This is a genomic window from Algibacter sp. L1A34 (assembly GCF_009796805.1).
Lineage (GTDB): Bacteria > Bacteroidota > Bacteroidia > Flavobacteriales > Flavobacteriaceae > Algibacter.
The window spans coordinates 1,146,110-1,161,753 of sequence record NZ_CP047029.1 but is presented as its reverse complement, the minus strand read 5'-3'; the positions used below and the strand labels follow the sequence as shown (position 1 = coordinate 1,161,753).

The window sequence follows — 15,644 nt, the reverse complement described above, 5'->3', positions numbered from 1 at the left end:
AAGTGATGCGATTTATATTATAAAAAAAACCTACGATAAATCGTAGGTTTTTTTTATTCACGCAACTCCTTTGGATGCTTTTACATCTATTAAAAAAACATAATGAAGCTGAAGCTGATTTTAATAAGAAATGGAATGTTATTTCAGATTGTTCAGTGATAAATCCGCCAACTCATATTATTTGCGAAAATAACAAGTGCGTGGCTGTTTTTTAAAACTAAGTTTTTACTTATTTTTGAAGCATGGTAAAACTAATATCTTATCCGTTAACTATTTTATATGCCTTTGCGTTTTTGCTAACCATTGTTATATTCCATCCTATCCAAGCTTTTTGCTATCGGGTTTTTGGGTATGAAGCGCTTAAAAAAAGTGTGGACGCCTTGCAGTTTTGTTTAATGCGTTGTTTAAATATATTGGGTACGCGGTTTACATTCGATAATCCTTATGATATTCCTACAGATCAACCTATAATTATTGTTTCTAATCACCAAAGTATGTACGATATATCGCCGCTTATGTGGTATATGCGTAAACATCATCCTAAATTTATTAGTAAAATTGAGTTAGGTAGAGGTATACCAAGTGTATCTTATAATTTACGTCATGGTGGTTCTTGTTTAATAGACCGTAAAAACCCGAGACAATCGTTGCCTGCTATTATGAAATTTGGTGAATATATTGAAAAAACGAATCGTGCAGCCGTGATTTTTCCAGAAGGTACGCGTAGTGTTGATGGGAACCCAAAACCATTTCAAACAAAAGGTTTGGAAATTTTATTAAAAAAAATCCCTTCGGCATTAGTGGTGCCAATCACCATAAATAACTCTTGGAAAACGTTGCGATATGGCAAATTCCCTATGGGTTTGGGCACGCATATAAAATTTACCGTGCATAAGCCTATAAAAATTAATACCTTTGCTAATAAGCGAGATTTGATAAATAGTGTGGAAACCACTATTATAGAACATATAAAACTTTAAAAACACATCCTGATGGCGTTAAAAAACAAGCGAATTGAAGTAATGAACTTTTTGGAAAAGGATATTGATGCCTTAGTGGAAAAGTATTTAATTCCCATTGAAAAAATTTGGCAACCTACCGACTTTTTACCAAATACAGAAGGTAAGGATGAAGAATTTTTTGAAGAAGTTAGAGAAATTAGAGAATTGGCCAAAGAGTTACCTTACGATTTTTGGGTAGTTTTAGTAGGTGATATGATTACTGAAGAAGCGTTACCAACTTACGAGTCTTGGTTAATGGACGTTGAAGGTGTAGATCAAGTTAATGGTAAAAATGGCTGGTCTAAATGGGTGAGCCAATGGACGGGTGAAGAAAATCGCCATGGTGATGTGCTTAACAAATACTTATACCTTTCTGGTCGTGTAAATATGCGCGAAATTGAAGTAACAACGCAGCATTTAATTGCAGATGGTTTTGATATTGGAACTGATAGAGATCCTTATAAAAACTTTGTTTATACAAGTTTCCAAGAGTTAGCGACTTATGTTTCGCATAACCGTGTGGCTAAAATAGCTAAGGATTTTGGTAACAAGCGTTTATCTAAAATGTGTAAGATTATTGCTGGTGACGAGATGAGACATCACCATGCTTATTCTGAATTTGTAGAACGTATTTTTGAAGTGGATCCAAACCAAATGATGATGGCTTTTCACTACATGATGAAGCAAAAAATAACCATGCCTGCTCACTTTTTACGTGAAACTGGCGGGAAAATTGGTTCGGCTTTCGAAGAGTTTTCTAATACAGCACAACGTATTGGGGTTTATACTTCACTAGATTATATCGATATTTTAGAGAAACTAACTAAGCGTTGGGAAATTGATAAAATAACCAACCTTAATGACGAGGCTGAGAAGGCGAGAGATTACCTTATGAAATTACCGTCTAGAATGACCCGTGTTGCTGAGCGTATGAAAGTACCTGAAAATTCTTTTGAATTTAAATGGGTTCAACCTGCAATTATAAAATAATCTTCTTTTTAGTTGATTAACTACAACAATAAAAAATTTAAACCTGTTTCAATGTCCAAAAACAGTGAAGTTTCATCTTCAGCTGTTTTTGGATATAAACAAGAGGGCTCCATTATAACTTGTGCTTATCGCGATAGTTCTATTATTTCTGGACACTTAATTGGTTTGGTTGAAAATGATGGAAGTATCAATATGCGCTATCATCAAATTAATGCAAATGGAGAGTTAATGACTGGAATTTGCAACTCCACTCCCGAAATAATGTTAAATGGAAAAATTAGATTGCATGAAAAATGGCAATGGACTTCGGGTAATCTATCTAAAGGTACTTCTGTTTTAGAAGAAATTTAAGCGATGCTACAAAATCATGATAAAGATTACATAAAACGCGTTAACACGGCTTTAAAGTATATTGATTTGCATTTAGCTTCCGATAAGCTATCTTTAGAAAACGTTTCTAGAATTGCTTTATTTTCTCCTTTTCATTTTCATCGTATTTTTAAAATTATAATTGGAGAAACTCTAAATGCTTATATTAATAGAAAGCGTTTGGAAAAAGCCTCGGAAGGATTAATTCATAAAAAGAATTGTAATATTAACGAGTTAGCTTTACAAAGTGGTTTTAGTAGTAACTCTGCTTTTACTCGAGCCTTTAAGAAATTTTATAGCGTTAGTCCTTCAGAATTTAGAAAAAAGCATCCCCATAAATTTAGCAAGATAGGTATAGTTGAAAGCAAGAAAGGACAAGAAGACTTTATGCTTGAAGCTTATTTTTGCAACATTAATAACCATTTAAATTGGATTAAAATGAATGCAAAAATTGAAATTAAAGAGTTGCCAGAATTACATTTTGCTAGTGTAACTCATATTGGTGTCGAGAATATAGATAAAGCTTTTGAGCGTATTATAAAATGGGCGATACCAAAGGGATTAATGCAACAACCCGAAACGCGATTAGCGAGAATATTTCACGATAGTTTTAAAATTACGGATGCCGATAAGGTCCGTATGAGTGTTTCAGTATTAACTAAAAATGAGGTTTTAGTTGAAGATGATATCCATAAAACAACTACAAAGGCTGGAAAGTATATTGTAGGTAGTTTTGAGGTCACTTCTCTAGAATTTGAAAAATCGTGGAGTAGCCTTTTTATTTGGATGCATGATAATGGTTATAAAAAAGCAGATGCTAATCCTTTTGAAATCTATCAAAATGATATGCGAGAACATCCGGAAGGCAAGGCTATTGTTGATTTTTATATACCGGTTAAGTAGGTTGTTAAATTTTATGGTTTATATTAAGTGTCAACTCCTTTTTTTTAATCGATAGAGATTTTTATTTTTATACTTTTAGAGTATTAAAACCAAATATTTTCAAATGAGTGATAGTGCTATAATCGTATTGGTTTTATTAATATATTTCTCGCCTGTATTTTATCAATTATACTTCCTTTTAAAGGAGCGTAATGTTCAGAATAAAATATTGCTCAAAAAGTTATTACGTTTTACAAAATATAGTGTTTTAGTATTGTTGTTTATCACGATGTTTTTTGGTGCTTTAAGTCATACTAATTTCTTGAATTATGAAGAACCTTTAACTTTTGACAAGTATAACCAGATTACATTTAAAAATTTTCGAGGATTGGAGTTTTTTAAAAAGTCCCTTTACGGAAATGAAAGGTTTGCTTATGTGGTAACTTCTATAGATGTGGATATTGATGAGAACTCGGCAACTATTCAATCTTTGTTTCATCCATCGCGCTCTTTTGTTTATAAGAGGAATATCTATAGTGAGGAGCTTTTAACTCACGAGAAATATCATTTTAAAATTACAGAATTATTTGCACGTAAAGCTAAGGCAGAAATATCTAGTTTGTCTGCTTTTGAGAAGGCTAGGGTCGAAGAAATAGTTCAAAGAATAAGACTAGAAGAACGTGCTTTTCAAAAAAAATATGATTATGACACATTTCATAGTTATGTTTTAAGAGAACAAAAAATATATGAAAAAGAAGTTGATAGTTTATTAACTTCGCTAACCAAATATGAATCACCAAAAATTGTAATTGATGTCAAAAATTAAATATTTGTTTTTATTGTTTATTTATTTAATGTTAACACATTGTAAAATGGAAGAACAACATGGTTTTCCTCTAAATAAAAGATATTGGGATACTACGGATTATGATAATGCTATTCGAGAATTGAGATTTGGTTACCAGGATGATGAAAAAAAGCCAATGTTTAACGATCCTGAAAGTAGATTAGTTGTTGAAAAACTAACAGATGAGCAGAATTTTAAGATTGTTCTCGAAGATACTGAGTTAGGTGTAAAGCACAGAAATAATGTTGGTAGTACTTTTTTTGATCACTGGCAGGATATGACTGAAATTTATAAGGAAACAGACAGAAAAGATAAATACGTTTACGAGATAGAAATGTTGGCTGTTTGGCAATTTGGTTTAGGTTTACAGCTTGACTATTTTAAGTTGGGAAATGACAATATTATTGAGAGTGCAGACGAACCAAACTCTTTACGGGTAAAAAATAGCGTTAATGTAAATGTAAAAACTCTTATTAGTAATTATATTATTTATTTAGATGAGGTTAATAATGAAGATGCTTTTTCGGAAGAAGGGAAATCTAAATTTGTAATTGGGATTGATACGTATTTTCCCAAATTAATAGCGCTTTATCCTGATGGTAATTATAGCGGAATGAAGAATAAAACTGAGTTAATGCTTAAAAAGAGTGAGTCGGATAAAATTAAATCTTCTTTGTCAAAGCTTATTGAGTTAATAGATTCTAAGAAAAACGAGGTGTAAATCCTGTTATATTATCATGATAAACCAAGAAAGTATAATATCTAAAACCATCACTTTTGTAAAAGAAACACTTAAAGATGCCGAAGGTGGGCACGATTGGTTTCATATAGAACGTGTTTATAAAAATGCCCTTTTAATTTCAAAAACAGAAAAAGTGGATGCATTTGTTGTGGTGCTTGGGGCATTGCTTCATGATATTGCTGATAGTAAATTTCATGATGGTGATGAAACCGTTGGTCCTAAAGTGGCAAGTGATTTTCTGTTGGAACAAAATGTTGATAATTCAACGATTAAACATGTAGTAAATATTATCGAAAATATATCTTTTAAAGGCGGAAATGAGGAACAGAATTTTACTTCTCCCGAATTAAATGTGGTTCAAGATGCCGATCGTTTAGATGCTATTGGAGCTATTGGTATTGCACGTTGCTTTAATTATGGTGGTTTTAAAAACAGGGCGCTTTACAACCCGGAAATAAAACCTGACCTCAATATGAGTAAGGAAGCATATAAAAAATCGACTGCACCAACAATTAATCATTTTTACGAAAAATTATTGCTTTTAAAAGATAGAATGAATACTAAAACAGGAAAGTTGATTGCTGGAGAGAGACATGAGTTTATGCTTCAGTTTTTAAATCAATTTGATAAAGAGTGGGCAGGTGTTTTGTAATTAAGTTACTGTTGCTTTTTTTGTTTTATAGATTTTATTTCGTTCTATCTAATTTGGTTTAATCAAGCCTTTTATGAAAAGAAACTTAATTCTTACTGTTTTTATTTTAGTGCTAGGGTTGCCAGTATACGGCCAGGTAGAATCTGAATTTTTGAATTTTGATAGTGCTTCTTCCTCTTTAGATGATAACCTATTCCCCAGCATCAGTTATAACTCTTTTGGGTTTGTTGATGATACTTGTGGTTTAAATGATAAAACGGTTGATTATAGCATCGACTCAAGTTTAAATTTAGTTTCTCCCAATGGTAATGAGTTCTGGCAAGTAGGTAAGAATCCAAATATTATTTGGGAAAGCAATAATTTAGTTAGTGATATTGCTATCGAATACTCAGCAAATAATGGAAGGTCATGGAATGTTATAGCAACAGTTCCTAGTACTACGGAGAGTTACCGATGGGTGATACCTAATAAGGTTTCTAGAAATTGTTTGGTGAGATTAACTTCTGGAAGTTTAATAGATAGTAGTGATGACGTTTTTGAAATATCTAACAATACCTCAGTGTGTGCCATTGTTGTTATTGGGTCTTCTACTGCCGAAGGATTAGGAGCTTCTTCAATAGAGAAATCGTGGGTGTATAAATATAAGAACGAACTATTTCAAAAAAACACAAGTCTTGTTGTATTTAATTTTGGTTTGGGAGGGCTTACAACATTTAATTTGCTGCCAACAGATTCGCCTACGTTATTACCTTCAGGAGTGACTATTGATGTAAATAGAAATATTACAAAAGCTCTATCGTATAATCCTATAGCTATTATTTTAAATCTACCATCAAATGATACTTATAATGGTTATTCAAAACAAACACAACTTACTAATTTTGCCGAAATTAATGTAGAGGCAGAAAAGCGTTCTGTTCCAATTTGGATAACAACAACACAGCCAAGGTATTTTTCTAACCCTCTTGATGTTAAAACTCAAAGAGATGTTAAAAAAGCTATTTTAGGAAGGTATACCGATAGAACTATTGATTTTTGGACGGGTATCTCGAATGCTAATGGTACTATTTTATCTTATTTAGACAGCGGAGATGGTACGCATGTTAATGATGCAGGCCATAATATATTGTTAGATCGTGTTTTGGGTGAAAATATTGATTATTTAACCTGTTTGCGTGGTACAGATATTGAAAACAAGGATAGTGTAAAAAAAATGTCGATTAAAAGGCGTTCTAAATTAGTAGGAGATAAATTTAATATTAATTTCTATAGTTTTAATGCTGGAGAGGTACAAGTAAGGCTATATAATAAACTAGGACGAAAAATTATTACTAAAAAAGGGTTTTATAGATTTAAGGAAGGAAGCAATAAATTTAAAGTAAGATTAAGGCATGCAAAGCCTAAGGTGTTTTATTTCATATTCGATTTTAAATTTAATAGAGAAACCGCGGTTACAAAAAGTTATACGCTATTTGTAAAATAAAATTTAATATATATCAATGACAGTCTTAAATCTTTAAGCTTGCCATTAAACTTTATAATAAAACCTCAAGTGTATTACTGAATAATATGCTTAATTTCTTTTCGGTATTGCGAAGCTGTTTTACCTGTAATTTCATTAAACTGTTTGTTAAAATGCGAGAAATTGTTAAAGCCACACTCAAAACAAACATCAGCAATACTCATTTTACTTTCATTTAAAAGTTTGGTAGCATGTACCACTCTATATTCATTCACTAATTGTGTAAATGTTTTTCCTGTAGTTTTTTTAAAGTAACGACAAAAGGCAGGCACGGTCATGCTTACTTCGTTTGCAATATCGTCTAGCGCAATATGCTCATTAAAATTAGTATTGATGTACTTATAAATGGTATTAATCTTATCGCTGTCTTGTGGGTTGGTTTCTAAGGCAATTCCGTCGGCATTTAATAAAGTATAATCATCCGTTTTGGATAAGTGATTTAAAATCTCTAAAAACTTCAGCATACGTTTTAAACCATCATGCTCTAAAAGTTTTTCAATTTTAAGACCAATTTTCTTTTTAGTATCAATTTGAAAACGGATTCCTTTTTTTGCTCTTTCAAATAAGGCAACAATACTTGCCATTTCTGGAACAGTTAAAAAATCATCTCCTAAAAAGTTCGATTTAAATTGCACCGTAGTCTCTGTGCCATTAGCAGTAAGTCGATCACTAAAACCATTATGAGGTAAATTAGCACCTATTAATATAAGTTGACTATTATTGAAGTAGGATAAATGGTTTCCAATATGTGTTTTACCTTGTCCTTTATTTACGTATACCAACTCTAGTTCCGGGTGAAAGTGCCAAAAAGCGTTGTTTTTATCAGCCTTTTCGCCATGTTGCCTAACTAAAATAGAACTGCCAAAACTGGGGCTAATTTTTTCTAATGTAGGTTTTTTAATAATCATAGGGGAATATTTGTTGCAAAATTACGACATATTATGCACACATTGTATATTTAATTACCTTTAATATGTGTTTAATTAACTTAACATTCTGTTAACACTCTATTAATAGATAATTTAGCACATAAATAGGCTAAAATTGATGTTTTTTAAGCTTTGTTACTCGTGTATCTTTGTACCGTTAGTCATAATTAACCCCAAATCATGAAAAACGCTATTATCATCTCAAAGAAAATTGTATTGTTAACCGCATTTTGTGCTACGCTTTTAAGTAACGCGAAAACAAGTTATACTACTCTAGAGAAAAAGGATATAATTAAAACAGCATTAACGATTAACAATGTAAAAGCTGGAAATTTATTATCTATTAAAGATGAAAACGGTATAACATTATATAAAGAGTTCATTGAAGAGTCTGGGATTTATAGAAAAGGATTTGATTTAACAGCTTTACCAAACGGAAATTATTTTTTTGAAGTTGATAAAGATGTTGAAATAAAAACGATTCCCTTTACAGTAAATAGTAATGAGGTTTTTTTTAATAAAGAAGAAGAGGTTACTGTTTTTAAACCATTTGTTAGAAAACAAAATGATGTGGTTTATATTACGAAATTAGCACCAAATCTTTCAACTTTAAAAATTGAAATATATGCTAACCATAATGGAGAGTTCGAATTGCTACATACAGATAGTATCAAAAATTCTATAGTTATTGAAAAAGCATACAAACTTGAAAAAGGAAGTTATAAAATATTATTAAGCTCTGATAAAAAAGAGTATACAGAATTCATTAATTAGTTTAATGTCTTATTTAGTTTAGTTTAGTTGGTAAAGTGGGCTGTGGTGGCCCACTTTTTTATGCGCTAAATTTAACCTCAGTTATTTTTATCTTTTTTAGTAATAAAAGATGTTATTCTCCAGGAAGATCAATTCCTTTTTATTCTTCAGTAATTAAAACAATCTTATCTATTCATTTATTTCAAATTACAATTTTTAATTAAAAATATTCAATTTATGAATAGTTCGATATTCTATTTATATGCATTTTTAACTGCGTTATATGTTATTTTAATCAACATTGAGTTAATCTAATGTTAACGGTTAAAATAGTATATAAATCCATCAAAATCAATGATTTGATTTTGGTTCGTCTGTTGTATTTTTGACCTGTTGAACGTTACTAAAACCAAAATTATGAAAAACGTAATTAAACATTCCAAAAAAATCCTATTAGCAGCAGCTATGTTAACTGTATTAGTAGGTAATGCAAAAGATAAATCTTCAGCCTTAAAGAAAGGACTTATAAAAACAGCTTTAACAGTAGATAATGTTAAAGAAGGTAATTTATTATCAATCAAAGATCAGAACGGTATTACTTTATATAAGGAGCTTATTTTAGAATCGGGAACTTATAAAAAAGGATTTGATTTAACAGCTTTACCAAATGGTGATTATTTCTTTGAAGTTGATAAAGATGTTGAAATTAAAACAATTCCTTTTACTGTAGAGTCAAATAAGGTGGTGTTTAAAAAAGACGAAGAAGTAACAGTTTTTAAACCATTTGTTAGAGAAAATGATGGTGTTGTTTACATCTCAAAGCTTGCTCCAGATTATGCTAGTTTAAAAATTAGTATCTATGGTAATTATAATGGTGCGTTTGAATTAATTCACTCTGATAAGTTTGAAAACTTACAAACCATTCAAAAAGCATACAAACTTGAAAAAGGAAGCTATAAAATAGTATTAAACTCGGATAATAACGAGTACACAAAATTCATTAACAATTAGTTTAATGTCTTATTTAGTTTAGTTTAGTTGACAAAGTGGGCCGTGGTAGCCCACTTTTTTTTGTTTAAAACTTACAGTAAATCAAATGGTGTAAGTTTCTAAGTTTTGTGCATAGTATATTCTTAGTAGGGTTTTAGTCTTTCTTCAGAAAAACCCATGATGTCTTATTTTAAATTTACTGAGTTTGCTTAATTTCATTTCTATGGCATTATATGTGTTTTTAACCACGTTGTATGGTATTTTAATTAACATATATTTAATGTAATGATAACGGTTAAAATAACACATAAATACATCAAAATCAATGATTTGAGTTTGGTTCGTCTGTTGTATTTTTGACATGTTGAACGTTAAAAAAACCAAAATTATGAAAAACGTAATTAAACATTCCAAAAAAATCCTATTTGCAGTAGCTATGTTAACTGTATTAGTAGGTAATGCAAAAGACAAATCTTCAGCCTTAAAGAAAGGACTTATAAAAACAGCATTGACAATTGATAATGTTAAAGAAGGTAATTTACTATCAATAAAAGATCAGAATGGTCTCACCTTATATAAGGAGCTTATTGTAGAATCTGGAACTTATAGAAAAGGATTCGATTTAACAGCTTTGCCAGATGGTGATTATTTCTTTGAAGTTGATAAGGATATTGAGATTAAAACGATTCCTTTTACTGTAAAGTCTAATAAGGTCGTGTTTAAAAAAGACGAAGAAGTAACAGTTTTTAAACCATTTGTAAGAGAAAAAGATGGATTTGTTTACATTTCAAAGTTTGCTCCAAATTATGCTAGTTTAAAAATTAGTATCTATGGTAATTATAATAATGATTATCAATTACTTTATTCTGATAAGTTTGAAAACCTACAAACTATTGAAAAGGCGTACAAACTTGAAGCCGGAAGTTATAAAATAGTATTAAACTCGGATAATAACGAGTACACGAAATTCATTAACAATTAGTTTAATGTCTTATTTAGTTTAGTTTAGTTGATAAAGTGGGCCGTGGTAGCCCACTTTTTTTTGCTTTAAACTTTCCTGGGAACATAAACAAATCTGACTCGTGAGGTTTTTATTTTTTGATCTATGTTATTAGGTTGTAAATATTTTTAGTAGAATTGACTGTATTTTTTTATTAAAAATATTATCAATTGCTAATCTAAAATTTCTATTTATTAAGTTTACCCTATTTTGATATTAGGTGTTTATATGCATTTTTAACCTCGATATATGGTATTTTAATTAACATATAGTTAATGTAATAATAACGGTTAAAATAGCAAACAAATGTGTCAAAATCAATGTTTTAGGTTTGGCGGATCGGTTGTATTTTTGACATGTTGAACGTTAAAAAATCCAAATCATGAAAAACCTAGTTAAACACCTTAGAAAAGGAATCTTAATGGTAACAATTTTTACTACCACTTTAAGTTTCGCAAATGAAGTTTCATTTATTACAATAAAAAATGATGCTGACAAAACCTCACTTACTTTAACAGATGTTAAACAGGGGAACCTATTATCTATTAAAGATGAAAATGGCATTGTACTATATAAAGAATTCATTCAAAAATCTGGAAGCTATACTAAAGGTTTCGATTTAACTGAACTTCCAAATGGTTCATATTTATTTGAAATTGATAAAGATGTAGAAATTAATACAATACCGTTTACAGTTGATGCGGATGTTGTTACTTTCGCTAAAGGCGAAGAGAAAATAATTTATAAGCCTGTTACCAGAGTAGTTGGAGATTTACTTTATGTAACTAAACTTTCTTTAGATGAAGCACCTTTGAACATCGAGATCTTTTTTGAATCTGATTCAAGCAATGGTGTTTTAGAAACTATTCACTCAGAAAAAGTTGAAAACTCTAAAGTTATCGAACGTATTTACAAGCTAGAAGGCTTAAGTCTAGGTAAGTTTGAAGTAGTTTGCCGTACAGATGGTAGAACTTTTACAAAATCAATTAATTAATTCTAACTTAATTTGATAAAGGTGAACCGTAAAGGTTCACCTTTTTTCTTCTTCAAAAACTAGGCTATAAAAATACTTAATTTACTTAAGAATTATAAAAATAACAAAACCAATAATGGTTTAGGGAAAAATAGCACACAATCCAATTGGATATTGAAACGTATTATTTTACACATAGTTTGGGGTGTTTTAAATATAGTGGGATTAATTTGTTTTTCGAGATTAATTGCTAATACACGTTGGGAATATTTATTTATATCAATTGGTGTTCTCTATTGCGTACTATATTGGATTATTGCTACCAAAATATTCGACAAACTAATTGGAGATGAAATTGATAACCTTAAGAGGTGGGAAGCGTAAAATTGTTTTAACTATTTGATATTGAGTTCTTATTGAATAATTGGTTATAAAAAAGGAGTAGCTTATTTAAATAAAAAGCCACTCCCAAATAAGTTGTTTTAAGTAAGTGTTACTCTCCTGGAAATTGAGCAGGACGTTTTTCTAAAAAAGCGGTAGTGCCTTCTTTAAAATCTGCCGTCCCAAAACTTTTTCCGAATTGTTTTATTTCTGTTTTATAACCATTTTTGCCGTCTTCAAGACCTGCGTTTACGGCTTTTATTGCTTTGGCAATAGCTACAGACGAATTTCTCATCATTTTATTCGCTATTTTTTCTGCTAATGGAATTAATTCTGCTTGAGTAACCACATGGTTTACTAAGCCGTAACTTTTCGCAGTCTCGGCATCTATCATTCCAGCGGTCATAATCATTTCTAGAGCGCGACCTTTCCCTACTAATTGTGGTAAACGTTGTGTGCCTCCATATCCAGGAATTACACCAAGCGAAACTTCTGGAAGTCCCATTTTCGCATTATCGCTAGCAATTCTAATATGGCAAGCCATTGCTAATTCTAATCCACCACCAAGCGCAAAACCATTTACTGCAGCAATAACAGGAGTCGATAAATTTTCTACAAAATCGAATAATATTTTTTGTCCTTTAGCGGCAAGTTTCCCGCCCTTTTCCTCCGAGAAATTAGCGAACTCACTAATATCTGCACCGGCAACAAATGCCTTTTCTCCGCTCCCTGTTAAAATAATTACTTTGGTGTTTTTATCCTTGTTTGCAGTTTTAAAAGCCTTGTGTAATTCTTCTATGGTGTCTTTATTAAGTGCGTTAAGCTTTGTTGGGCGGTTAATTGTGATTTTTGTGATCCCGTTATTGGTTTCGCTTAATATATTTTGGTAACTCATAATGTTTGATGTTTTTTAAACTGATGTTAATTTAATTATTTTCTTTATTCTTTCTAAGAAACACCATCTCTGAAGTTTTTAGAATGTTCGAATTTTTGAGGGAAAACAACTTTAAAAACGGCGCCTTTGTCTTTTTCAGATTCAAATGAAATACTTCCGTTATAGGTTTCTACAATATTTTTTACCATAGCTAAACCAAGCCCCATGCCACTTGTTTTTGTTGTAAACTTTGGTTCAAAAAGTTTTTTCTTGTTTTCTTCTAGTACACCTGTGCCGTTATCGGAAACCGTTAAAATTACGTTGCCGTTATTTGTGCCAACATAGACGTCTATTTTAGGGTCATCTTTTATAGGCATAGCTTGTGTGGCGTTTTTTACTAAATTGGTAACTACACGTATAAGTTGTGTTCTATCGAAAACGGCAATAATTTCTTCTTTTTCGGAGGTGAAATAAATGTAGTGTTCATTAAAAATATCTAAAGCTAGTTTTACAATTTCAACTACGTTTAGAGTTTCGTTTTGTTGTGCGGGCATTTTTGCAAAATTAGAAAAAGCAGAGGCAATAGAACTCATGGTATCTATTTGCTGAATAAGAGTTTTACTGTATTCGTCTAATTTTGAGTGTATATTTTCGTCTTCAGGGTTAAACTTTCGTTGGAAGCTTTGCACCGTTAAACGCATAGGTGTTAATGGGTTTTTAATTTCGTGAGCTACCTGTTTTGCCATTTCGCGCCAAGCTTGTTCACGTTCGCTTTTTGCTAATTGCACAGCACTTTCCTCAAGCTCGTCAATCATGCTATTGTATGATGTTACCAGGGTTGAAATTTCTTCGCTGGTATCACTTATTTCAATACGTTCGTTTCTTTTTTCTAAACGCGTGGTGTTTATTTTATCACTAATTGTTTTCAGGGATTTTGTGATGTATTTTGATAATAAAAAAGCAATTCCGATGGCCATAAGAAGTACAAATAAATAGGCGTAAATAATACGAGATAAAAACTCGTCTAATTCTTTGGCAAGAAAATCATCATTTTCTAGATAAGGAATGTTTAATATGGCTATGGGTTTCGATTTAATATCGGTAACATAAGTAAAAGAAGACTGGAAGGTTTGTCCGTTTTCCATATGTTTATCCACATAGCGATGATCTGGCGTATTAGATATAGCGTTCAAAACATTGGCACTTAAACATTTTTCTACGGCCGATTTTTGTAAACCTGCGCTAGAAGCAATAAGTAAGCCGCCATCTAAATCGTAAAGTATAATTTGAAGTTTATGTATGTCGGCAATACTATAGATTTCTTCTTTAAATATTATGGGGATATTTTCGGTTTTTACTTCCCAAGTGTTTTGGCGTCCATTTAAAACACGTTTTATGTGTGTTTTTGTGTTAAGCTCCTTCCGTTCTAAGCGTTCGGTATGGTAATCTTGCGTTTCTTCCTTATATTGGTAAATGGCTATGCCTGTAATTAGAACGGATGCCAGTAGAACCAAAAGGATCATGGACAGAAATATTCGGGTACGAAGTGATGGTTTTTTTATTTTCATTAATAAAATTGTAGTGGTCTAAATATAACAATAATCGCACCAAAGCTTGCAGCGGTAAACTTAAAAGTTTTTTTAGTCTTTAATTTAGCGGAGGCCTGCGTTAGGGATTGGAGCATTGTTGGAGCTCTTTTTGTGTTGTTGCGCCTATGCAACACAAAAAAGCGACTGCGGAAAGCCCGACCCTTTTCGGGTAACGCTCAAATAATTTAAAAAACTGCACTAAATCGTTAAATTTTGTACAGATGTAACAAATTATCGTTAAGAGCTTCTAATAAGTAATGGCAATAATGAGAATTTTTATATTTTTGGAATAGTAATTGTAATTTCTTGCTTGTTACAATAATTGTACATTTAAAAAGTTACAAGATATGACCCACATACAAATGAAGAGAATACTACTTATATTATCGTTGGTTTTTGTTGCGCAAACTGGGTTTTCGCAGCCCGAATCGGCTTTTGAAGATGGCGAATGGTTTAAATTTAGGATGAGCTATAGTAATTGGCTTAAAGCAGGAAATGCTACGTTAGCCGTGCATGATGAAGTTTTAGATGGAAGACCTGTTTACCATGTTGTAGGTAAAGGGTGGACCACTGGCATGATTAAATGGTTTTTTAAAGTGAAGGATAGATACGAGAGTTATTTTGATAAAACGACTATTTTGCCTTACAAGTTTGTTAGAAATATTGACGAAGGTGGGCATACTAAGGATTTAGAAATTGATTTTGATCAAAAAAATAATAAGGCACATGTTAATGATAAAAAACATAAAAAAAAGATAATTGTTGATACAAAGCCTAATATCCAAGATATGGTATCGACTTTTTATTATTTACGTAATCATTTAGATACCGATAATTTAGAGGTTGGTAACGAGGTAAAGATTGATATGTTTTTTGATGAAGAAAATTATGGTTTTAAATTACAGTATCTAGGTGAAGAAACTATTGATACCGATTTTGGTAAGGTTAGAGCCTTGAAATTTAGACCGTATGTTATGGCAGGGCGCGTTTTTAAAGAGGAAGAAAGTTTAACGCTATGGGTTTCGAAAGATAAAAATAAATTACCTTTGCGTATAAAGGCAGATTTGGCTGTGGGTTCGCTTAGAGCAGATTTAGACGCTTTTAGAGGGTTGAAACATCCTTTTAATATTGTTGTTAAAAACCAATAAAC

17 protein-coding genes are annotated in these 15,644 nt (G+C 31.3%); 14 read left to right on the top strand and 3 right to left on the bottom strand.

Translation table 11 applies throughout. From position 1 onward, the window contains the following. Positions 1 to 242 precede the first annotated feature (242 nt). The 8 genes from GQR97_RS05140 to GQR97_RS05105 all read left to right on the top strand — a co-directional run bounded on the left by GQR97_RS05140 (position 243) and on the right by GQR97_RS05105 (position 6,966). Positions 243 to 980 carry a lysophospholipid acyltransferase family protein gene (locus GQR97_RS05140; protein ID WP_158846139.1) on the top strand — a complete coding sequence of 246 codons (738 nt, stop codon included), beginning with the start codon at positions 243 to 245 and terminating at the stop codon, positions 978 to 980. 12 nt (positions 981 to 992) lie between these two features. Continuing rightward, positions 993 to 1,991, top strand: coding sequence for an acyl-ACP desaturase (locus GQR97_RS05135; RefSeq protein ID WP_158846137.1), 999 nt, complete (start codon positions 993 to 995; stop codon positions 1,989 to 1,991). 51 nt (positions 1,992 to 2,042) lie between these two features. Then, the gene (locus GQR97_RS05130; protein WP_233267605.1) at positions 2,043 to 2,342 is read left to right on the top strand and encodes a n-acetylglutamate synthase; all 300 of its coding nucleotides are present in this window, start codon (positions 2,043 to 2,045) and stop codon (positions 2,340 to 2,342) included. Between the two features lie 3 nt (positions 2,343 to 2,345). After that, positions 2,346 to 3,263: a GyrI-like domain-containing protein gene (locus GQR97_RS05125; RefSeq protein ID WP_158846133.1), complete on the top strand. Its 918-nt coding sequence runs from the start codon at positions 2,346 to 2,348 to the stop codon at positions 3,261 to 3,263. 103 nt (positions 3,264 to 3,366) lie between these two features. Then, entirely contained in the window at positions 3,367 to 4,068 is a 702-nt protein-coding gene (locus GQR97_RS05120; RefSeq protein ID WP_158846131.1) for a hypothetical protein, read from the top strand. 46 nt (positions 4,069 to 4,114) lie between these two features. Beyond that, positions 4,115 to 4,810, top strand: a complete 696-nt coding sequence (locus GQR97_RS05115; RefSeq protein ID WP_233267604.1) for a hypothetical protein — start codon at positions 4,115 to 4,117, stop codon at positions 4,808 to 4,810. A 19-nt stretch (positions 4,811 to 4,829) separates the two neighbouring features. Beyond that, positions 4,830 to 5,483, top strand: coding sequence for an HD domain-containing protein (locus GQR97_RS05110; protein WP_158851601.1), 654 nt, complete (start codon positions 4,830 to 4,832; stop codon positions 5,481 to 5,483). 73 nt (positions 5,484 to 5,556) lie between these two features. After that, positions 5,557 to 6,966, top strand: coding sequence for an SGNH/GDSL hydrolase family protein (locus GQR97_RS05105; RefSeq protein WP_158846127.1), 1,410 nt, complete (start codon positions 5,557 to 5,559; stop codon positions 6,964 to 6,966). Between the two features lie 74 nt (positions 6,967 to 7,040). On the opposite strand, the gene GQR97_RS05100 is transcribed toward GQR97_RS05105, so the two are convergent. After that, positions 7,041 to 7,913, bottom strand: coding sequence for an AraC family transcriptional regulator (locus GQR97_RS05100; RefSeq protein WP_158846125.1), 873 nt, complete (start codon positions 7,911 to 7,913; stop codon positions 7,041 to 7,043). 201 nt (positions 7,914 to 8,114) lie between these two features. Between GQR97_RS05100 and GQR97_RS05095 the strand changes: the two genes are divergently transcribed. From GQR97_RS05095 to GQR97_RS05075, 5 genes are all read left to right on the top strand, one after another. Beyond that, positions 8,115 to 8,708, top strand: a complete 594-nt coding sequence (locus GQR97_RS05095) for a hypothetical protein (RefSeq protein WP_158846123.1) — start codon at positions 8,115 to 8,117, stop codon at positions 8,706 to 8,708. Between the two features lie 396 nt (positions 8,709 to 9,104). Further along, positions 9,105 to 9,698: a hypothetical protein gene (locus GQR97_RS05090; protein WP_158846121.1), complete on the top strand. Its 594-nt coding sequence runs from the start codon at positions 9,105 to 9,107 to the stop codon at positions 9,696 to 9,698. Between the two features lie 367 nt (positions 9,699 to 10,065). Then, positions 10,066 to 10,659: a hypothetical protein gene (locus GQR97_RS05085; RefSeq protein WP_158846119.1), complete on the top strand. Its 594-nt coding sequence runs from the start codon at positions 10,066 to 10,068 to the stop codon at positions 10,657 to 10,659. Positions 10,660 to 11,059: 400 nt separating this feature from the next. After that, the gene (locus tag GQR97_RS05080; RefSeq protein ID WP_158846117.1) at positions 11,060 to 11,671 is read left to right on the top strand and encodes a hypothetical protein; all 612 of its coding nucleotides are present in this window, start codon (positions 11,060 to 11,062) and stop codon (positions 11,669 to 11,671) included. 153 nt (positions 11,672 to 11,824) lie between these two features. Then, complete coding sequence (locus tag GQR97_RS05075; protein WP_158846115.1) at positions 11,825 to 12,034, top strand: hypothetical protein; 210 nt, start codon at positions 11,825 to 11,827, stop codon at positions 12,032 to 12,034. 109 nt (positions 12,035 to 12,143) lie between these two features. On the opposite strand, the gene GQR97_RS05070 is transcribed toward GQR97_RS05075, so the two are convergent. Both GQR97_RS05070 and GQR97_RS05065 read right to left on the bottom strand, forming a co-directional pair. Further along, the gene (locus GQR97_RS05070) at positions 12,144 to 12,926 is read right to left on the bottom strand and encodes an enoyl-CoA hydratase/isomerase family protein (protein ID WP_158846113.1); all 783 of its coding nucleotides are present in this window, start codon (positions 12,924 to 12,926) and stop codon (positions 12,144 to 12,146) included. Positions 12,927 to 12,979: 53 nt separating this feature from the next. Next, entirely contained in the window at positions 12,980 to 14,473 is a 1,494-nt protein-coding gene (locus tag GQR97_RS05065; RefSeq protein ID WP_158846111.1) for a sensor histidine kinase, read from the bottom strand. A 383-nt stretch (positions 14,474 to 14,856) separates the two neighbouring features. Here GQR97_RS05065 and GQR97_RS05060 point away from each other — a divergent pair, with 383 nt between their 5' ends. Continuing rightward, positions 14,857 to 15,642: a DUF3108 domain-containing protein gene (locus GQR97_RS05060; protein WP_158851599.1), complete on the top strand. Its 786-nt coding sequence runs from the start codon at positions 14,857 to 14,859 to the stop codon at positions 15,640 to 15,642. Positions 15,643 to 15,644: the final 2 nt, after the last annotated feature.

Coding starts and splice junctions, on each gene's coding strand:
- GQR97_RS05125 (WP_158846133.1), top strand. CDS start 2,346: ATGCTACAAAATCATGATAAAGATTACATAAAACGCGTTAACACGGCT.
- GQR97_RS05065 (WP_158846111.1), bottom strand. CDS start 14,473: ATGAAAATAAAAAAACCATCACTTCGTACCCGAATATTTCTGTCCATG.
- GQR97_RS05115 (WP_233267604.1), top strand. CDS start 4,115: ATGGAAGAACAACATGGTTTTCCTCTAAATAAAAGATATTGGGATACT.
- GQR97_RS05120 (WP_158846131.1), top strand. CDS start 3,367: ATGAGTGATAGTGCTATAATCGTATTGGTTTTATTAATATATTTCTCG.
- GQR97_RS05085 (WP_158846119.1), top strand. CDS start 10,066: ATGAAAAACGTAATTAAACATTCCAAAAAAATCCTATTTGCAGTAGCT.
- GQR97_RS05070 (WP_158846113.1), bottom strand. CDS start 12,926: ATGAGTTACCAAAATATATTAAGCGAAACCAATAACGGGATCACAAAA.
- GQR97_RS05090 (WP_158846121.1), top strand. CDS start 9,105: ATGAAAAACGTAATTAAACATTCCAAAAAAATCCTATTAGCAGCAGCT.
- GQR97_RS05100 (WP_158846125.1), bottom strand. CDS start 7,913: ATGATTATTAAAAAACCTACATTAGAAAAAATTAGCCCCAGTTTTGGC.
- GQR97_RS05105 (WP_158846127.1), top strand. CDS start 5,557: ATGAAAAGAAACTTAATTCTTACTGTTTTTATTTTAGTGCTAGGGTTG.
- GQR97_RS05135 (WP_158846137.1), top strand. CDS start 993: ATGGCGTTAAAAAACAAGCGAATTGAAGTAATGAACTTTTTGGAAAAG.
- GQR97_RS05080 (WP_158846117.1), top strand. CDS start 11,060: ATGAAAAACCTAGTTAAACACCTTAGAAAAGGAATCTTAATGGTAACA.
- GQR97_RS05130 (WP_233267605.1), top strand. CDS start 2,043: ATGTCCAAAAACAGTGAAGTTTCATCTTCAGCTGTTTTTGGATATAAA.
- GQR97_RS05060 (WP_158851599.1), top strand. CDS start 14,857: ATGAAGAGAATACTACTTATATTATCGTTGGTTTTTGTTGCGCAAACT.
- GQR97_RS05095 (WP_158846123.1), top strand. CDS start 8,115: ATGAAAAACGCTATTATCATCTCAAAGAAAATTGTATTGTTAACCGCA.
- GQR97_RS05140 (WP_158846139.1), top strand. CDS start 243: ATGGTAAAACTAATATCTTATCCGTTAACTATTTTATATGCCTTTGCG.